Origin of the sequence: Sunxiuqinia indica, assembly GCF_009847015.1 — a bacterium.
GTDB classification, from domain to species: Bacteria; Bacteroidota; Bacteroidia; order Bacteroidales; family Prolixibacteraceae; genus Sunxiuqinia; species Sunxiuqinia indica.
Genome location: NZ_WVEM01000005.1, coordinates 206,816 through 224,999, shown reverse-complemented (window position 1 = coordinate 224,999; position 18,184 = coordinate 206,816). Strand labels below are relative to the sequence as shown.

General features: G+C 39.9%; 15 protein-coding genes. 10 read left to right on the top strand and 5 right to left on the bottom strand.

Going from position 1 to position 18,184, the window contains the following annotated elements; all coding sequences use genetic code 11:
• Positions 1–15 precede the first annotated feature (15 nt).
• The 5 genes from GR929_RS09640 (at position 16) to GR929_RS09620 (ending at position 6,263) form a co-directional block, all read left to right on the top strand.
• A complete protein-coding gene (locus tag GR929_RS09640) occupies positions 16–603 on the top strand; it encodes a DUF5683 domain-containing protein (protein ID WP_159519174.1) in 588 nt (195 codons plus the stop codon).
• Between the two features lie 7 nt (positions 604–610).
• Positions 611–2,227: a lytic transglycosylase domain-containing protein gene (locus GR929_RS09635; RefSeq protein ID WP_159519173.1), complete on the top strand. Its 1,617-nt coding sequence runs from the start codon at positions 611–613 to the stop codon at positions 2,225–2,227.
• Between the two features lie 69 nt (positions 2,228–2,296).
• Complete coding sequence (locus GR929_RS09630) at positions 2,297–3,682, top strand: SGNH/GDSL hydrolase family protein (RefSeq protein WP_159519171.1); 1,386 nt, start codon at positions 2,297–2,299, stop codon at positions 3,680–3,682.
• Positions 3,679–5,199 carry an MBOAT family O-acyltransferase gene (locus GR929_RS09625; RefSeq protein ID WP_159519169.1) on the top strand — a complete coding sequence of 507 codons (1,521 nt, stop codon included), beginning with the start codon at positions 3,679–3,681 and terminating at the stop codon, positions 5,197–5,199. Before GR929_RS09630 ends, GR929_RS09625 begins: the two co-directional genes overlap by 4 nt.
• Positions 5,200–5,351: 152 nt before the next feature.
• Complete coding sequence (locus GR929_RS09620; protein ID WP_159519167.1) at positions 5,352–6,263, top strand: MBL fold metallo-hydrolase; 912 nt, start codon at positions 5,352–5,354, stop codon at positions 6,261–6,263.
• A 25-nt stretch (positions 6,264–6,288) separates the two neighbouring features.
• Here the strand turns inward: GR929_RS09620 and GR929_RS09615 are convergent, their stop codons facing one another.
• Positions 6,289–6,699, bottom strand: a complete 411-nt coding sequence (locus GR929_RS09615; RefSeq protein WP_159519165.1) for a DoxX family protein — start codon at positions 6,697–6,699, stop codon at positions 6,289–6,291.
• A 567-nt stretch (positions 6,700–7,266) separates the two neighbouring features.
• Here GR929_RS09615 and ilvD point away from each other — a divergent pair.
• From ilvD to ilvN, 3 genes are read left to right on the top strand one after another with little or no spacing between them, the layout of a single operon-like run.
• A complete protein-coding gene (ilvD, locus tag GR929_RS09610) occupies positions 7,267–9,096 on the top strand; it encodes a dihydroxy-acid dehydratase (RefSeq protein ID WP_159519164.1) in 1,830 nt (609 codons plus the stop codon).
• 22 nt (positions 9,097–9,118) lie between these two features.
• On the top strand, positions 9,119–10,816 hold the full coding sequence (ilvB, locus tag GR929_RS09605) for a biosynthetic-type acetolactate synthase large subunit (RefSeq protein WP_159519162.1): 1,698 nt from the start codon (positions 9,119–9,121) through the stop codon (positions 10,814–10,816).
• Positions 10,817–10,834: 18 nt separating this feature from the next.
• Complete coding sequence (gene ilvN, locus GR929_RS09600) at positions 10,835–11,377, top strand: acetolactate synthase small subunit (RefSeq protein WP_159519160.1); 543 nt, start codon at positions 10,835–10,837, stop codon at positions 11,375–11,377.
• 58 nt (positions 11,378–11,435) lie between these two features.
• Here ilvN and GR929_RS09595 read toward each other — a convergent pair whose 3' ends face one another.
• The 4 genes from GR929_RS09595 to GR929_RS09580 form a co-directional block, all read right to left on the bottom strand.
• The gene (locus GR929_RS09595; RefSeq protein ID WP_159519159.1) at positions 11,436–12,920 is read right to left on the bottom strand and encodes an ASKHA domain-containing protein; all 1,485 of its coding nucleotides are present in this window, start codon (positions 12,918–12,920) and stop codon (positions 11,436–11,438) included.
• 68 nt (positions 12,921–12,988) lie between these two features.
• Positions 12,989–13,927 (bottom strand): CobW family GTP-binding protein, encoded by a 939-nt coding sequence (locus GR929_RS09590; protein ID WP_159519157.1) that lies wholly within the window; start codon positions 13,925–13,927, stop codon positions 12,989–12,991.
• Positions 13,928–13,978: 51 nt separating this feature from the next.
• A complete protein-coding gene (locus tag GR929_RS09585; protein ID WP_159519155.1) occupies positions 13,979–15,355 on the bottom strand; it encodes a methyltransferase MtaB domain-containing protein in 1,377 nt (458 codons plus the stop codon).
• A 109-nt stretch (positions 15,356–15,464) separates the two neighbouring features.
• Positions 15,465–16,133 (bottom strand): cobalamin B12-binding domain-containing protein, encoded by a 669-nt coding sequence (locus GR929_RS09580; protein ID WP_159519153.1) that lies wholly within the window; start codon positions 16,131–16,133, stop codon positions 15,465–15,467.
• A 147-nt stretch (positions 16,134–16,280) separates the two neighbouring features.
• On the opposite strand from GR929_RS09580, the gene GR929_RS09575 reads away from it, so the two are divergent.
• Positions 16,281–17,147, top strand: a complete 867-nt coding sequence (locus GR929_RS09575) for an AraC family transcriptional regulator (protein WP_159519151.1) — start codon at positions 16,281–16,283, stop codon at positions 17,145–17,147.
• Positions 17,148–17,194: 47 nt separating this feature from the next.
• Positions 17,195–18,082 (top strand): AraC family transcriptional regulator, encoded by an 888-nt coding sequence (locus GR929_RS09570; protein WP_159519149.1) that lies wholly within the window; start codon positions 17,195–17,197, stop codon positions 18,080–18,082.
• The last annotated feature ends 102 nt before the right edge of the window (positions 18,083–18,184 follow it).

Genomic DNA, 18,184 nt, shown 5'->3' with positions numbered 1-18,184 from the left:
TCAAAAAGAATAACATTGAATTATATAAAGAAAGCCGTACTGTTAATCCTGTTTATTGCAACAGGGTTTATTGCATCAGCTCAAAAAATAGCAGCTGCTGATAGTGTTTCAGTTGCTATAGAGAAAAAGCATTCGCCACGTAAAGCGACAATTTACTCTGCTGTTTTGCCGGGCCTGGGGCAAATTTACAACAGGAAATACTGGAAGGTGCCCTTAATTTATATTGGGTTTGGTGCTTTTGCTTATTTTATCGACTGGAATAATGATCAATATCAACTTTACCGGCAAGCATATGCTGATATTGTTGACAATGATCCATTCACCGATTCATACGAGCAATTTAACGAAGATGGACGTTGGGATAATCAAAGGTCGCAATTTACCACCAGGCTTAAAAATGCGAAAGATGTTTCCCGTAGAAACCGGGATTTGGTTGTTATTTCAACAGTGGCTTTTTATGCCTTGAATATTATTGACGCAAGCGTGGATGCACATTTTTTTAATTTTGATATAAGTGATGATTTAACCTTGAACTGGACGCCAGGGCCATTGTATAGTCATCATCAGAAAGTAGTAGGAATTCATTGTAGGATAAGATTTTAGAGGGGATATGAAAAAGGGATTAGGAATACTCGTAGTTTTAGTAAGTTTTACGGTTCAAAATGTTTGTGCAAAAAAGACAGACAAAGAAGCAATTAAAAGGGTAAGAACGATTGAGGTCGTTGCTCTGGATAGTGTACAGGGATATCAGAAAAAATATGTTACTCCGGATGAAAATCTAAACGATATTTTTGCTGAAAAGATAGATAGTCTGGTGAATTCCTGGTATATGCAGAATGTATTTGAAAGATCTGAGAGAATAGAAAACCGAGATAGTGTTCCCGTTGTTTCGCTGCCTGATTCTGTTTATATAGAGCGGTTACAGGCCATTGATTCCTATGTTGATCTGTCATTCAACAAAACCGTTAAAAATTTTATTGAGCTTTATACCCAACGGAGGCGTGATCAGGTGGAAATGATGCTTGGACTGGCCAGTTATTATTTTCCGATTTTTGAAGAAGAATTGGATCGGCTCGATATGCCCATGGAGCTCAAGTATATGGCTATTATTGAGTCGGCTTTAAACCCCGCCGCCAGATCAAGCGCCAATGCTGTTGGTTTGTGGCAGTTTATGTACGGAACCGGGAAAATGTATAAGCTGGAAATCGGCACGTTTGTTGATGAGCGTCGCGATCCGGTAAAATCTACTAAAGCGGCTGCACGTTACCTCAATGATTTGTATCGGATTTATAAAAACTGGCATTTGGTTATCGCAGCCTACAACTGTGGCCCCGGAAATGTCAATAAAGCAATCCGGCGTTCGGGTGGTGCCCGGGACTATTGGTCGATCTATTATCGATTGCCACGCGAAACCAGAGGTTATGTGCCTGCTTTTATTGCTGCAACCTACGTAATGACGAATTACGAAAAGCATAATTTGCAACCTCGTTATCCTGATTTTCCGATTGTTGCTGATACAATCATGGTCAATAGTTACCTTCATTTTAAACAAGTAGCTGAAATAACACAAGTGCCGATTGAAGCACTTCGGGCATTAAATCCTCAATATCGCATGGATATTATCCCGGCAAAGGCCGATAAACCTTATGTGTTGAAAATACCAATTGAAACGGTTGCTGATTTTATTGACAACGAAGAAGAAATTTACGCGTTTAAGCGGAATGAATTTTTCCCCAATAACTCAATTATCAACCCCCAAAGCCGGAGCACTTATTACCCAACCGATATTAAAGGAAAGGATAAGGTGATTTACACGGTGAAGTCGGGAGATAATTTAGGCTTCATTTCAGAGTGGTATCATGTTGGATTATCTGATTTGCGCTATTGGAATAATATACATCGTAACCTCATTCGTGTTGGACAAAAGCTTTCCATCTATGTTCCGGCAGGACAGGCTGATTTTTATGCCGATGTAAACCGGATGAGCTTTTCGGATAAACAAGCTTTTAAAAAGAAAACACCTGTAACGAGTGCTGGAGCATCAAGTCAGCAAATAACGAAGAGCGGTGAATTTGTTTACTATACTGTTCGCCGCGGCGAAAACTTATGGTCTATTGCCCGTAAATTCCCGGGAGTGTCTAATAACGATATTATACGATGGAATGATATCAACAATGGGAAAAAGATCTTTCCGGGACAAAAATTAAAGATCAAGCCTCGCTCGTAAGAGTGCGAATGGCTTATTTGCAGATCCACGATTTTAGCTTTACTTTTATTCGGAAGCTAAAACTGGAACATGACACCTGCAAAGGAATTCTTTTATTTTTTTGTTACACTACTTCTTTTTTCGGCTCTTCTTTTAATCTGGGAAGGTGATGTAAGTGCACCAGGTCTTTCATCAATGACCGAAGAATTAAACGTTGATTCAATTGATTCTTCAAATTATGTTGTAGATAGCCCAAAAGTAGAAATAGCCGGAATTGTTGAGGATTCAATTTCAAAGATATCAGAAAGCGAAGAAACTGCTGATAGGTCAATTCAATTATTTCACTCAACTCCTTTGATTTTTGCCGAAGATGACTCTCTGAGATTTCAGTTGTTATCCAGAAAATTAAGTGCTGAAAATCGTTCAGTTTTGCCTGTTCGGATTGTTTATTTCGGCGATTCGCAAATCGAAAATGATCGTATAACTTCTGCTTTGAGGAAAATACTACAGCTGGAGTATGCGGGCAAAGGTCCCGGTTTTATTCCGTTGGACGAATATTACAATACCCGGCATCAACTTTTGGTTGAAACGTCAAAAGCTTGGGATGTGAGAACCTTTCGAGATCGGGACTTTAAAAATCAAAGCCTGTTATTTAAGAATGCGATTTTAACTGCTGACAATGCCGAAGGATGGTTTCGTATAAGACGCATCAAACGGTTACAACCGCAGAAGGACTACCAACTTGTGAAGCTTTACTACTCAGCAAAAGACACTTGTTTTGTAACCGTAAAACAGGGGCGCAGGGAAATCTATTCAGGAAACCTCAATCCGAAAGACAAGATATCCACTTTAGATTTTCAGTTCAACCACACCCCGGACGATATTAGTTTTGATTTTACAGCAGCAGATACTTTTAATGTTGCCGGCCTTTCGCTTGAATCGGAAGGTGGTGTTTTTGTTGATAATGTCGCTTTAAGGGGCTTGTCTTATCCGCCTTTCGAAATGTCGGATCAAGAGTCAATCAAGCAGATGTTAGACCAAGTGAACGTGGGGCTGTTTGTGCTTCATTTTGGTGTAAACTTAGTGCCCTATACTTCCAAAAACGATTATTTGCATTTCCGTATTCATTTTCAGCAGCAAATCTCATTTTTAAAATTGATCCGGCCCGAGGTTCCAATTTTGATCATTGGCGTGTCCGACATGGCTCAAAAGGAAGCCGGACAGTTTAAAACCTATTCGACGATTACGGCAATTAAGCAAATTCAGTTTAAATTGGCGATGCAAAATCATGCGGCTTTTTGGGATCTGCAATCTTTTATGGGCGGTGAAGGTTCGATGAAACGCTGGGTAGAAGCTGCTCCTGCATTGGGGCGGAAAGACTACATTCATTTTTCGAGGCGGGGAGCTGATCTAGTGGGAACGGAATTGGCGAAAACAATATTACAGGAACTTAAGGCAAGTGAAGATTCTTTATGATTGAGCGGATTAAATATATCGTTGGAAATATTTGGCAATACCGGCCGGATGAACCGCTATTTTATACCGGAATTGCCTTTTGGATTGCGTTTACCTTGGTGCTTGCTGTTTACACTTTTGTTTACAAAAGAAACCAAATTCGGAATAGTTATTTGTTGCTGGTAAGTTGGTTCTTTTATTTCCAAATGAGCGGCGCATTTTTATCATTACTGATTTTTTCGTGTGCCATGAATTATGGATTTGGTTTGCTTATTCACAAACAAAGGAGGAAACAGGTTTGGGTAGGAATTGCAATTGGATTGAATTTACTGATTTTAGGATACTTTAAATATGCCTATTTTTTTCTGGACAATGTAAATCTGTTTTTTGAAACCAATTTTAAGGTTTTTAACTGGATTGGCTGGTTGATCAATCAGCTTGCTCGTGATGTGGTCGATGTTAATTCCATTTTGCTACCAATTGGAATTTCATTTTACACCTTTCAAGCAATTAGCTATTTGGTCGATGTTTATAGAGGCGACGCAGAAGTGGTCAAAAATCCGTTGGATTTCAGCTTTTATCTCAGTTTTTTTCCGCAGTTGGTTGCCGGACCAATTGTTCGTGCATCTTCATTTATTCCTCAGTTGTACCAGCGGTTCCGGCTGAAGAAAGAGGAATTCAGCCATTCCGTTTTCCTGATTGTAAAAGGTCTGTTTAAGAAATTAGTTATCGCCGATTTCTTGGCCTTAAACTTTATCGATCGGGTTTTTGAAGCGCCTTTGGCTTATTCGGGATTGGAAAATTTATTATCGGTATACGCCTATTCCATTCAAATTTATTGCGATTTTTCGGGCTATACCGATATTGCGATTGGGTTGGCACTACTGTTGGGATTTAAAATTCCGGTCAATTTCAATGCTCCGTATCAAGCATACTCCTTAACCGATTTTTGGCGTCGTTGGCATATTTCGTTGTCGCTTTGGTTGCGCGATTATCTGTACATACCTCTCGGGGGAAACAGAAAAGGCTCTGCCCGAATGTATATTAATCTTTTAATTACAATGATTCTGGGCGGACTGTGGCACGGTGCTAATATCCGATTTTTGATTTGGGGAGCTATTCACGGCATTGGGCTGGTGGTGGAAAAATTCTTTCGGCGAATCTTTTCACTTCAAACTAAGCCAAAGAAATGGAAGCGGTTGTTTTCTGTTTTTATGACATTTCAGGTAGTAAGTATAGCTTGGATATTTTTTCGAGCTCGCGATTACAGTATTGTGCAACAGCTCTTGTACCAGATTCGCCATCACTTTATGCCTCGCGATTTGGCGGGAGGTTGGGAGAGTTATCATTGGGTGATTTTTGTTTTTATTATTGGCCTGGTTACTATCTGGTTTCCTGACCCGGTCAAAGAGAGAATACGAGGTAAGTTTATTCGCCTGCCGAGCTGGGGGCAAATTCCGGTAATACTTATTATTTTGTTTTTAATCACTTTAGTTGCACATTCAACTTTGCAACCGTTTATTTACTTCAGATTTTAGTATGTCCTTGTTTTTTAATAATGACTGAAATCCTTTGACGGGTAACTTTAGCTATTTTTGTTCGTTGAGAACAAAGCCGTTAATAAAATTGTCTTATATTTGATTTCAATTTTAAATAAAGATTTTAGTCTGTTGGTATAAAATTGCCCTGAATGAGATTGTTTTTACTGCTAATTGCGCTTTTCATTGTCACTTCAAACTCTGTTCATGCTCAAATTGAGAGCCCGGAAAAGGTGGAAGTTGATATCACGTATATCGCTAATTCCGGATTTTTGATTCAAGTGAATGATAAGAAGGTATTGGTTGATGCGCTTTTTAAGGATATTGAAAGTGAGTATTACGATAGTCCATCGAAGCAATTGACCCAGAAAATCATTAATGGAGAAAGCCCGTTTGAAGGGATTAATCTGATTGCTTCAACTCACGAACATGTCGATAATTTTGACAATAATATTACTGCATCGGTTTTAGCAAGTCACTCGGAAGCTAAGTTTATTAGTTGTGCAAAAACTGTTGAGCAGGTCGAAAATACAAGCCAGTATCAACAAATAAGAAATCAGTTAGTTGAAATTACGCCAGAACAGTTAACTCATGTTGATACGATTGTGAATGGAATTGATGTGAGGGTTTATCGAATTAATCATGGGCCTTATTACATTGAAGATCCTTTAACAGGTCGTAAAACAGATATATACCGATTTGCAGAACACCTCGGATTTCGGTTTACAATTGATGGGGTTAGTTTTTTCCATTGTGGCGATAGTAATTCGAATGCGTTGGATGAGTACCACAGACTCAGGTTGGACAATGATAACCTTGATTTTGCCTTTCTTGGGCGCGGTTTTTTATATCAACCACAAGGTCAGGGTGTTGCCATTATGAAAAAGTATATTCAAGCAAAACATTACATCATCATGCAAATTCAGCATGAAGACAATGAATATTACAAAGAAGTAGCAGATGCCGTAAAACCGGGTATTCCCAGTGTTAAAGTTTTCGAACGGGAGATGGAAACCAAAACATATGAGATTGACTTAAAACCCCAAATGCTTTCTAATCAATAAGTTTTTTGTTTGATCAAAGTCAGGTTTAGCGACCTTTGAAGATTCTGCCAGCTTCAAACTTTCCACCACCAAATACCAATATTGTCACGAAGATCACCAGGTAGAGCAATGCAAGCTCTTTGCGCTGGAACGGATCGTTTCCATGAATTTGAAAAGCAGCAATGCTCATGGTAACAATAAGCGGAATGACCGACAGGCGAGTACCGATTCCAAAGATTAAGAGAACCGAACAAAGGAATTCGGCAAATACTGCGAGAATCAATGAAATCGTTGATCCTAATCCGAAGAGATCAGCAAATTGTGTATTTCCCTCTATCAGTTTCAAAAATTTAGGAATTCCATGGGTTAGCATGAACCCTCCTGCTGAAACTCTCAATAGAAGTAACCAAATATTTGTTAGTGCATCATTTGTCCTTGGTCCAAGTAATTTCGCCATCGTAGTTTATTTTCGTGTTCAAAAAAAAGTATTGGTAAAACCAACGTGCAAATTATAGAAATAGTTTATGGTATGCCGTATATTTTTACTTTCACATGCAAAAATAACATTTTGGTCATTCCTGATGATACGGAAAGTATCATCTTGCTGTTTTAGATTAATGCATGAAGCCGACTTCAACTACTAATTTTTACAATTTGTTAGATTTTTGCTTTCAATTTAATTTTTCCCTTAAGAAATAAATTCCTACATTTGCTCCATTAACAAAAGAAAAATGAAAATCCAGGCTATCGTACTTAACGTCATTATTCTTCTCGTCGTGGTCATTTCGCAAGCGAAGTGAGGATGTTGTATGTTGGTATAAACCGATAGCCATTCTCATAAGGGGGAATGGCTTTTTTCATTTATAGACTTTATTTTATGAGACATTTTACAACAATTCATCTGGTTCTTCTAGTCGTCATTCTTGGGTTTCGCTAAGAAAGGCTTGGAATTGTTGAATAAATAATATACGAAAGCCTTTCTCACACGAGAAAGGCTTTTTTAAGAATTAAAAAATTGAAGGAAATGCAGAAAAAGTTAAGATCAGCAACAACAACAGAAGGGCGAAAGATGGCAGGGGCGAGAAGCCTCTGGAGAGCCAACGGTGTGAAAGAAGAACAATTTGGTAAGCCAATGATTGCGATTGTTAATTCATTTACTCAATTTGTTCCGGGGCACGTCCACTTGCATCATATTGGTCAGGAAATTAAAGCAATGATCGAAAAAAGAGGCTGTTTTGCAGCTGAATTTAATACGATTGCCATCGATGATGGAATTGCTATGGGACACGATGGTATGCTTTACTCGCTTCCATCGCGCGATATAATTGCCGATAGTGTAGAATATATGTGCAATGGTCATAAGGTGGATGCGATGGTCTGCATTTCAAACTGCGATAAAATTACACCCGGGATGATGATGGCAGCCATGCGATTAAATATTCCTGCAATTTTTGTTTCTGGTGGCCCGATGGAAGCCGGAAAGATTGATGAAAAATCATACGACTTGGTTGATGCCATGGTTATGGCCGCTGATGAATCTTATTCAGACGAAACGATTCTTCGGGTTGAGCAAGAGGCATGTCCTACCTGTGGCTCGTGTTCGGGTATGTTTACTGCTAATTCAATGAACTGTTTGGCTGAGGCATTAGGTTTGGCTTTGCCGGGTAATGGTACTATTGTAGCCACACATATGAATCGTAAAAGGTTATTCGAGGAAGCAGCTGATCGGATTGTGGACATCACTTACGATCATTATGAAAATGGAAACGAGAAAGTAACTCCCCGGGGTATTGCAACTCGTGCTGTTTTTAATAATGCAATGAAGCTTGACATTGCCATGGGAGGATCTACCAATACCGTACTACATATTTTAGCCATTGCCCGTGAGGCAGGGGTTGATTTTACAATGGAGGATATTGACCAGCTTTCGCGCAATACTCCAAACCTTTGTAAGGTTGCTCCAAACTCCGATTATCATATAGAAGACGTAAATCGTGCCGGAGGTATTCTGGGAATCTTGGCAGAGATGGATCGTGCCAAATTATTGGATACTTCCGTATCTCGGGTTGATGGCAATACATTGGCAGAAGCCATTAAAAAGTTCGACTTAAAAAGCAAAGATGTTGCAGAGATTGCAATAAAAAAATATAAATCAGCTCCCGGCGGCGTGCGTAACAACGTAATGGGATCGCAGGAAAGCTATTATAAGGAGCTGGATGTTGACCGGGAGAACGGATGTATTCGGAATTTTGAACATGCGTATAGTAAAGATGGAGGACTTGCCGTATTGTATGGAAATATTGCCAGAAACGGGTGTATTATCAAAACAGCGGGTGTCGATCCTTCAGTCCACAATTTTAAAGGAACAGCCAAGGTATTCCAATCGCAAGACGATGCAGTGAATGGAATTCTTGGCGACTCTGTCCAGGCTGGTGATGTTGTTGTTATTCGCTACGAAGGGCCCAAGGGAGGTCCCGGAATGCAGGAAATGCTATATCCAACTTCGTATATCAAGTCCATGAGGCTGGATAAAGCCTGTGCATTGATTACCGATGGACGATTTTCAGGAGGTACATCCGGACTGTCAATCGGACATGTGTCTCCCGAAGCGGCCCGCGGTGGTGAAATCGCTTTAATAAAGGATGGAGATTTAATTGAAATCAGTATTTCGGAACGGAAAATTAACCTACTGATTTCGGATGAAGAAATGAATAAAAGAAAGGCAGAAGAAGAAGAAAAAGGAAAGGACGCGTACACTCCTGTTGGAAGAAACAGGGTTGTAAGTAGAGCGTTGAAAGCTTATGCTAGTTTGGTTTCCTCTGCCGATCAAGGTGCGATACGATTAATAGATTAAGAAACAAAAAAAACAGATTTATATGGCTACAAAGAGAATTACTGGTTCACAAGCCGTTATTCTTTCACTTTTAGAAGAAGGCGTTGATACCATTTTTGGATATCCGGGCGGAGCAATTATGCCGATTTATGATGCCCTTTACGATTTTGACAAACAAGTTACTCATATATTGACTCGCCATGAGCAGGGAGCGATTCATGCAGCAGAAGGGTACGCAAAGGTAACCGGAAAAGCTGGGGTCTGTTTTGCAACTTCCGGACCGGGAGCAACAAACCTGATAACAGGAATCGCTGATGCTATGATTGATTCAATTCCATTGGTGTGTATCACCGGACAGGTTGCCTCTCCGTTGCTTGGAACAGATGCATTCCAAGAGTCAGATGTGGTTGGCATTTCAATGCCGGTAACCAAATGGAACTATCAAATTACAACTGCAGATGAAATTCCTGGAGCTATTGCTAAGGCTTTCTATTTGGCTCAATCCGGTCGTCCGGGGCCCGTATTGCTTGATATTGCCAAGGATGCTCAGTTTCAGGAGGTCGATTATGAGTACAAGAAATGCACTAAAATCCGATCTTATATTCCAGAGCAGCCGGTTGATCCTTTTAAAGTGAAGGAAGCAGCCGACTTAATTGATGGAGCAAAGAAACCTTTGTTGCTTTTCGGACAAGGTGTTATTATTGCGAATGCTGAAGAGGAGCTGAAGCAATTTGTTGAAAAGACAGGAATTCCGGCAGCATGGACTTTGCTTGGGCTTTCGGCCATGCCAACCGATCACCCTTTAAATGTTGGAATGCTTGGAATGCATGGGAATTACGGCCCAAACATCAAAACCAATGAGGCGGATTTAATTATAGCTGTTGGTATGCGGTTTGACGACCGTGTAACCGGTAAGGTAAGCGAATATGCAAAGAACGCTAAAATTGTTCACCTGGAGGTTGATCCTGCTGAAATCGATAAAATTATTAAAACAGATGTTGCTGTTTTAGGGAATGCCAAAAAATCATTGGCTATGCTAACTGGTAATGTCAAAGAGAATAGGCATGAAGCCTGGTTGCAGGAATTCCGTGATTGCGATAAAATTGAACAAGAGAAAGTCATCAAAAAAGATACCTATCCAGAGAAAGCAGGACTTACAATGGGTGAAGCTGTTCGGATAACGTCTGAGATAGCAAAGCATGATGCTGTTTTGGTTACTGATGTTGGTCAGCAGCAGATGATTGCTTCTCGATATTTTAAATTTACCCAATCGAAAAGTAATGTAACTTCAGGTGGACTTGGCACAATGGGGTATGGAGTTCCTGCTGCCATGGGAGCTCAATTAGGTGCAAAAGGCCGTACTGTTTGCTGTTTTGTAGGTGATGGTGGTTTTCAAATGACAATACAGGAATTGGGGACCATCGTCCAAAATAAGCTTCCGGTAAAAATCATTCTCCTGAATAATAACTTTTTAGGAATGGTACGTCAGTGGCAACAACTGTTTTTTGAAAAGCGATACTCATTTACTGAATTGCAAAACCCTGATTTCATCATGATTGGAAAAGGCTTCGGTATGGAAGGCCATAAAGTAACCAAGCGTGAAGAATTAGAAGATGGTATCCAACGAATGATGGATCACGATGGTCCGTACTTACTGGAAGTTGTAGTAGAGAAAGAAGATAATGTTTTCCCAATGGTTCCGTCGGGAGCTTCAGTTTCTGACATTATACTGGAAGCCTAATTTTTAAAATTGAAAAACATGAAACAGGAATTTATCATTACCATATATTCGGAAAACCATATTGGTTTATTGAATCGAATCACGATCAATTTTACACGACGTAAAATAAATATCGAGAGCCTGACCGTTTCAGAATCTGCTATTCACGGTGTGTCTAAGTTCACCATCGTTATTAAAGAAACGGAAGACCGGGTTAAAAAGGTTGTCAGACAGTTAGAAAAAGTGGTTGAAGTACTAAAGGCTTTTTATCACACGAACGATGAAATGGTGTATCAGGAAATTGCTTTGTATAAAGTGCCCACCGAAGCGCTTTATGAGAGTGATGATATCGAGAATCTAGTCCGGAAAAATGGGGCACGAATTCTAGAAATTACCAAAGAGTTTACGGTAATTGAGAAAACCGGGCATAAAACAGAGACGCAGGAAATGTTCGATGCTTTAAATCAATTTGGAGTGTTGCAATTTATTCGTTCCGGAAGAGTTGCGATTACGCGTGATCCAATTGAACGACTTTCTGAGTTCTTGAAAGAGCGAGATGATTTGTTAAATCAGGTTGATTAATCTATCATGACAATATGAACCAGAGGTTATCTTAAAAAGATAGCCTCTTTTTCATTGACTAAAATTGCATCTTCTCCACATAAATATCCATAAAGTTTGGATCTCCCTCCAGGTTAATATGACGAATCTTAGATAATACTTCACTCACCACATTTGTTTCATTAAACAAAAATATTTTAGCCCCTATCAGCGCTGTATTGCCCATTTTATGAACTTTTTTAGCTTCAACTTCAAGCATTCCTGTTTCGATGACATGCTCGACGTTGATATAGCTTCCGAACCCACCTGCGATATATAACTCATCGATATCACTCATGTTGATGGAGATACTGGAGGCTAATATTGACAAGCCTGCAGCAATGGCTGCTTTGGCCAACTGAAACTCATGAATATCTTTCTGACTTAGTTTCACTCCCTCAAAAAGGTTGATTTTCTCTTCTCCCGACTGAATCTCTCCAAATTGCCCTAGTCTTTCCAGTCTGCGTAGAATAGCAATGGCGTCAATCAAGGCACTTCCACAAATTCCTTTAGCAGATGTCTTTCCAATCACATCGGCATGAATTTGCCCATCTTCGATGTGCAATGATGAAATCGCTCCTGTAACTGCGCGCATACCCATCGAGATATTTGCACCTTCAAATGCAGGTCCGGCAGCAGTTGATGCACACACCATCTGGTGCTTGTTTCCTATGACGATTTCACCGTTAGTGCCTAAGTCGACCAAAGCCACATAATTGTCCTTCTTATAGATCCCTGTAGCGACAATACCGGCAAGGATATCACTTCCAACAAAGCTTTCAATAGGAGGAAAAAACTGCACTTTTTCAAGGATTTGAAAATCCCAGTTCAATTCCGAACCTGAAAAAGACTGTTCCCCGACATCTTTAATCCGAAAAGGATAAGCAGCCAACGGAGAAACATCGTCACCACTAAAAATCAGCTGCATTGCTGTATTACCAACGATTACGATCTTTTTAACTGGCACGTCATGCTTCCCGATCAACTTTCCAATCATTTGCCCGACAGCCTGCCGGATTGACTGTGTCATCTCAGACTCCAGCCCGTCAACACATGCCTGAATACGGGAGATCAAATCGGCACCGTACTTCACCTGTGGATTCAGCATAGTTTCTGCTGCAAGTACTTTTGCTGTAGATAAATCAACCAGTTGAGCCACAAGTGTTGTGGTTCCTAAATCAACGGCTATTCCATATCCGCTTTGCGGAACATATTCATATTCACTCTCATCAGCCAAAATCAAATGATTAAATTGATCTACTTCCAAAGTAATGTCGCCGGTACAATGGCTCAAACATGCTAATCGCCACCCCGTTTCATATTCTTTTTCAGTGATTTTTTTTCGATGAAAATCAGTCACATCGATGGAGCCATCAAGCAACTTGACCTTACATTTTCCGCACGTCCCCTTTCCCCCACAAGGAAACTCAATACCATATTCATGTAATACATCGATCAGAGGGGTTTGATGATTTACCTGAATTTCCTTACCAAGTGGATGGAGCCGAATTAGATGTTCTTTCATAAAATAAAATATCAACCAATCATTATCATTGGTTCAAATTTAGTTTTTTCATCGAAATTACTCAGGTTTTACCGAGAAGTTAAGGCAACTATTTTATCCAGGAACAAATCGACAGTAGACTCATCTGCCTTTTCAAAAATGATAACCATCTCTGACTGGGATTGAGCTTGACAGGATTCAACAGTCTCTCCGGAAATGGTATATTGAAACAACATCCATCCGCCATCAGATTTGACAAATCCCTTCGCTCTTACAACGGTCTTTTCTTTATGCAACAAACTAAAAAATTGATTCCAATTTATTTGTTCACCTGGCTCTAACCGAACAGTTTTTTGAATGTAACCTGCTGCTTTTTCTGAATTTCCTGGATAAAGCAACTGCTTAAAAGGACCCGACACCATCGAATCCTGTAGTTCTGATAAAGATAAAATCGAGGAAAAAAGTGGCGTTCTATCACGGGACTGATAAATCTTCACTTCCGGATATTTTTGCCTGAACCGACTTAATAAATCTGTCTTTTGCTGCTCATCGAGAAGGTCAAGTTTACTCAATACAATTTGATCAGATTGTCGAATCTGCAGGTTGTAAATCGGATTTATCTTAAGCCTTGGATTTAAAATGCTCGTTAGATCCACCAAGCAACAGACAGGCATCAACTTCAATTGGAGATATTCGCCAACAATCCCTGAAGTCATCTCCACTCCTCCCAGTCCGCTGGGTTCAATCAGTATTCGGTCATACTGTCCAGTTTGAAGAATCTGCTCCAGGTTATGAGCAAAATTCTCCCGCGCAGAACAACAAATACATCCACCGGCAATTTCATAGATCGCCCCTTTTGACGATGTTGCCGAATGTAAAATATTCGAATCAATAGGAATTTTCCCAAACTCATTGACAATGATCGCCCATTCTTCCTGAGAGTCCTTGAATTCGAAGAACTGTTTGATGAGAGTTGTTTTACCAGCTCCCAAAAAACCAGTGATAATATGTACCGGTATTTTTTTCAAGACTGAAAGAATAATCCGGGAACCAGTTGACCAGTCCCCGGAATTATTGTATCACAAACCATACTCTTCCAAAATGAATTTGCTTTGATCCATTAATGGAAGCATCATATCTATAAATTCACTTTCGCTATCAGGAATACTGTTAAGGTCTTCTCTCAGGATTGGCAGGTAAGCAGTCTCCATCTCCGACAACTCCATCTGACCGGATGCGATGGCCTCCTCAATAATATCCAGTGTAGCAAGTGCGCCGTTTTTAGCATTGGCAACATAGGAATCACCCTTCAACAGCTCCTTTGAAATCCTGATGACATTCTCGGGCGCTAAAACCAAGGCCTGGGGGTCGGTGTACACGTCTGAATCAACCATCAGCTGCTGGAATAGCTGACAGCTTTGATCGCCGCCTTTCAACGCAACGTTCATTAACCTCACATCATACTCCAGTTGTTCCATATAAGCTGTAGGTGCCATCCCGGATAACAGTTTGATGTTTTGGACGGATTCATTGCTCCAAAGATCAGTGCATGCCGATGCAATATTTCCAATGGGACTAAAATGAGCACAAGCTGCTGTTTTACCTTCCATAGAAATTGGGATTCCGGTAATGGCCTTTAAAAACGGCCCTTCGTACCCGCAATCTTTATCCGGACCAACAGCTCCCTCTTCCATAGCAACGATTGAACGGACAACAGAAATAACTCGCACCAAAGCTGCAAAAACCTTCGGAATGTATTTTTTCTCAGCCAATACCATCGCGGTGTTGGCAAAACCACAAGCCGAATCACCTGCAGCGATTTTCCCTTGCTTATTGGCCAAGCCAACAATTTTCTTCCACAGAAATTGCATGTCACGAACTCCCAAAACAGATAGCGCAAACATAATTGCTTTAATATCGCACATCATCAGCGCATCATCTGACACTTCTTTTCCTCCGGTACTTTCAATGGATACCAAATCGCCACCAGCCTCCATTCCCCGCTCAAAAAGCTCCATCATAGGAGCGATTAACTCTGATGTTCTTTGTTTTGCGGGTCGTTCAAATTCTCGCAAATCGTTTGGTGTCAATCGAATCTCCGAGGCTAAACCGTGTTTTTGATAATACTTTTCGCAGACTTCATTCATGATCGATACAATATCGACTCCGATCTGTGGAGTTTTGGTCATCTCGAGCAAGGTTTCAAATTCCAAAACCACTCCTTTGGAATTTAGGTGCAACGCTCTCTCAAGAGCTCCCTCGGCAATTTCCCGATAATGTTCGTTGACTCTTTTTACCGTGTTGCTGTTAATACTCATTGTCGGTAAGGTAAAATTCAGTTCCGAATAAACCTGTCCGCCTCCGATAATCAACCCACGTCTTGTCTTTACCGGGCTTGGAGCCTTACCAAACATCAATTCTTGTGGCGAGCTTATGATTAAGTTCTTATATTTCATGGATTCAATTTTTAATGATTTTACATCCTCAGATACAAGCATGCAAACCCCTCCACGCCACAATCACGTGACATGCATAAAGTTTACAAATAAGCTGATATATAACTAATTAAGAGGCGATTTTATTTAAATACTCAACTGCCTTCTGTGGATCCGCTGCATAATAATCAGCGCCTATTTTTTGACAAAAATCGTCGTTGATCGGTGCACCGCCAATTAACACCCTTGCGTCTGGTTTTTTGGTTCTTATGGCTTTGACGATATCTTCCATATTCACCATTGTTGTTGTAAGCAAAGCAGAAAGGCCAATCACGGCATTGGGATATTCATCAATTTTTTCCAGGAATTTGTCCTCACTGACATCTACTCCCAAATCAACGATTTTCCAACCACCTCCTTCAACAATCATCGAGACCAGGTTTTTTCCAATATCATGCAAATCGCCTTTTACGGTGCCTATTATAAAAGTTCCTTTTTCCTTAATTTTTCCCGACGCAAAAAATGGCTTCAATTGCACCATTGAAGCTCCCATTGCCTTAGCCGACATCAGCATTTGCGGAACAAATATTTTTTGCTCAGAAAATTTCTTGCCGACGCGTTCCATTGCAGGAATGAGCGCTTGCTCCAGAATATCTTTAGGATCAACATCAGCATCAAGTGCATTTTTGGTTAATTCGTTCGCACCATCCTGCCCTTTCAATTGCGGAGGGAACGGTGAAGCTTTATCTGCTTTCCCAAATTCAACCGCTTCGAATAATTTTTCAAGAATTTCACTCATAAGTTTGACGTTTTATTTGACTTAGTTTTTTGACTCTTAAGACATAGTGTAAAATTACGTGGCTTTTTACTTGAATACTACTACTATTTTTACCACTTTTGATGCTATATTCACATGTATGATAAAATCTGTTCATAATACACAATAATGAAGGCTTTATATGAAGAAATAAAATTAACCGAATACGAATCCTTTCACATCGGAATATTTCAGGATAATCTCGACAAAAGTACGTGGCATTATCATAACTGTTTTGAAATAAGCTTCATAACCGAAGGTAGTGGCAAGAGGATTGTTGCCGATTCAATCGTTGAATTTCATCCGGGGGATCTAATCTTCATCGGAGGTAAATTGCCCCATGTGTGGATTTCAGACAAACAACACACACTTTCCGGAAGAACACTGGAAATGGTTAATCTACAATTCACTCATGATGTAATCCCTCAAAAGCTGCTGACTCTTCCCGAATTTAAGAATGTTTCAAAAGCTGTTGAATATTCCGAAAAAGGGATACAAATCGTTGGACAAACACTGAATGAAGTCAGTGAAATTATGCTTCAGCTACCCTATATGACAAGCTTTAATCGCTTAATTCAATTTTATAAAATGATGGATATTATTGGGAAAAGCGAATCGAATACCCTATTAGCCAGTGATGACTACCTGGCTAAAAGGTTCTCGACAAACAACAAGCGAATCGCCATGATTCATGAATACCTGATGAATAATTTCCAGGAAGATGTTGATCTGAAAAAGCTGGCGTCGTTGGTTAACATGGCCGAGGGCTCATTATGCCGGTATTTCAAATCCCAGATGAAAATAACGCTGTTTGAATACCTCAACCAATTAAAAATTGACCTGGCCTGCAAATTATTAATGGATGAAAATCATGGAATTTTGGAAGTTAGCCTGGATAGTGGGTTTAATAACCTGAGTCATTTTAATAAGCAATTCAAGAAAATCACCGGACTGACGCCGAGTGCTTATCGAAAACAATTCCGTCATTTGATTTAAACGTTTTGTTTGTAATTTCGTAGTTCATTGTCCGTTAGTCTTATTGAATGAAACAAATTTCTAACCACATACCCGTTTACAGCCTGCATAACTTTAGTTCGCCGGAACGAAAAAGCCAGCAGTTTCAAGTTGAAGTGTTTGATGCTAAGCGTCACTTTAGCGTCAAATATCCACATAGACATGATTTTTTTGAGGTGCTTTACCTGATGAAAGGTTCTGGATTTCATGTGATTGACAGTAATAAGTATGAGATAACCCCGCCATGTGTATTTTTCATGTCGCCCGGGCAAGCCCACAAGATTGAGTTTTCGAACGATATTGAAGGTTACATTTTTATTTTTACCGCTGATTTCTACTTGGCTAACCGAAGCAATCAAAATAGTTTGATTGAGTTTCCTTTCTTTTATAATTTGCGTCAAGATAACCCTCCGTTACAATTGGAGAAGGATGAGGACATTCAATTCCTGAAGCAATTGTTTTTGCGGAGTATCTCCGAGCTGAGAAACAACCACACTAATTTATTGGACTCATTACGCTCTTTACTTGATCTGATGTTGACGACTTGTACGTCAAGGTATAAAACGGAAGAAAATCTCGAAACAAAAGGGAAAGGGTATTTGCTTGTTAAGAGGTTTTATCAACTGGTTGAAGAAAATAATTACCAAAACCTATCGCTAAAGGAGTATGCAGCCCGACTGGCGGTTACACCCAATCATTTAACCCAGACCGTAAAGCATTATACAGGCAAAACTTCCAGTCAAATAATCAAGGCCAAGCAGGTGATGGAAATCAAACGCCTGTTGGTTCATACCAGTTTAAGTGTTGCTGAAATCGCGAATCAATTTAGTTTTGAAGATCAGTCTTATTTCACGAAATTCTTCAAACGTGAATCGGGATTTTCTCCTCTGCAATACCGATCCGAAATAGCGCGGTGAGTCGAAAATTACCATCTCGAATTGTTTTGTAACTATTTGTTAATTAGTCTGTAGATTTGTGTGGTTCGTTTTTTTCAAAAATAAATCCATGAAAATTACCAT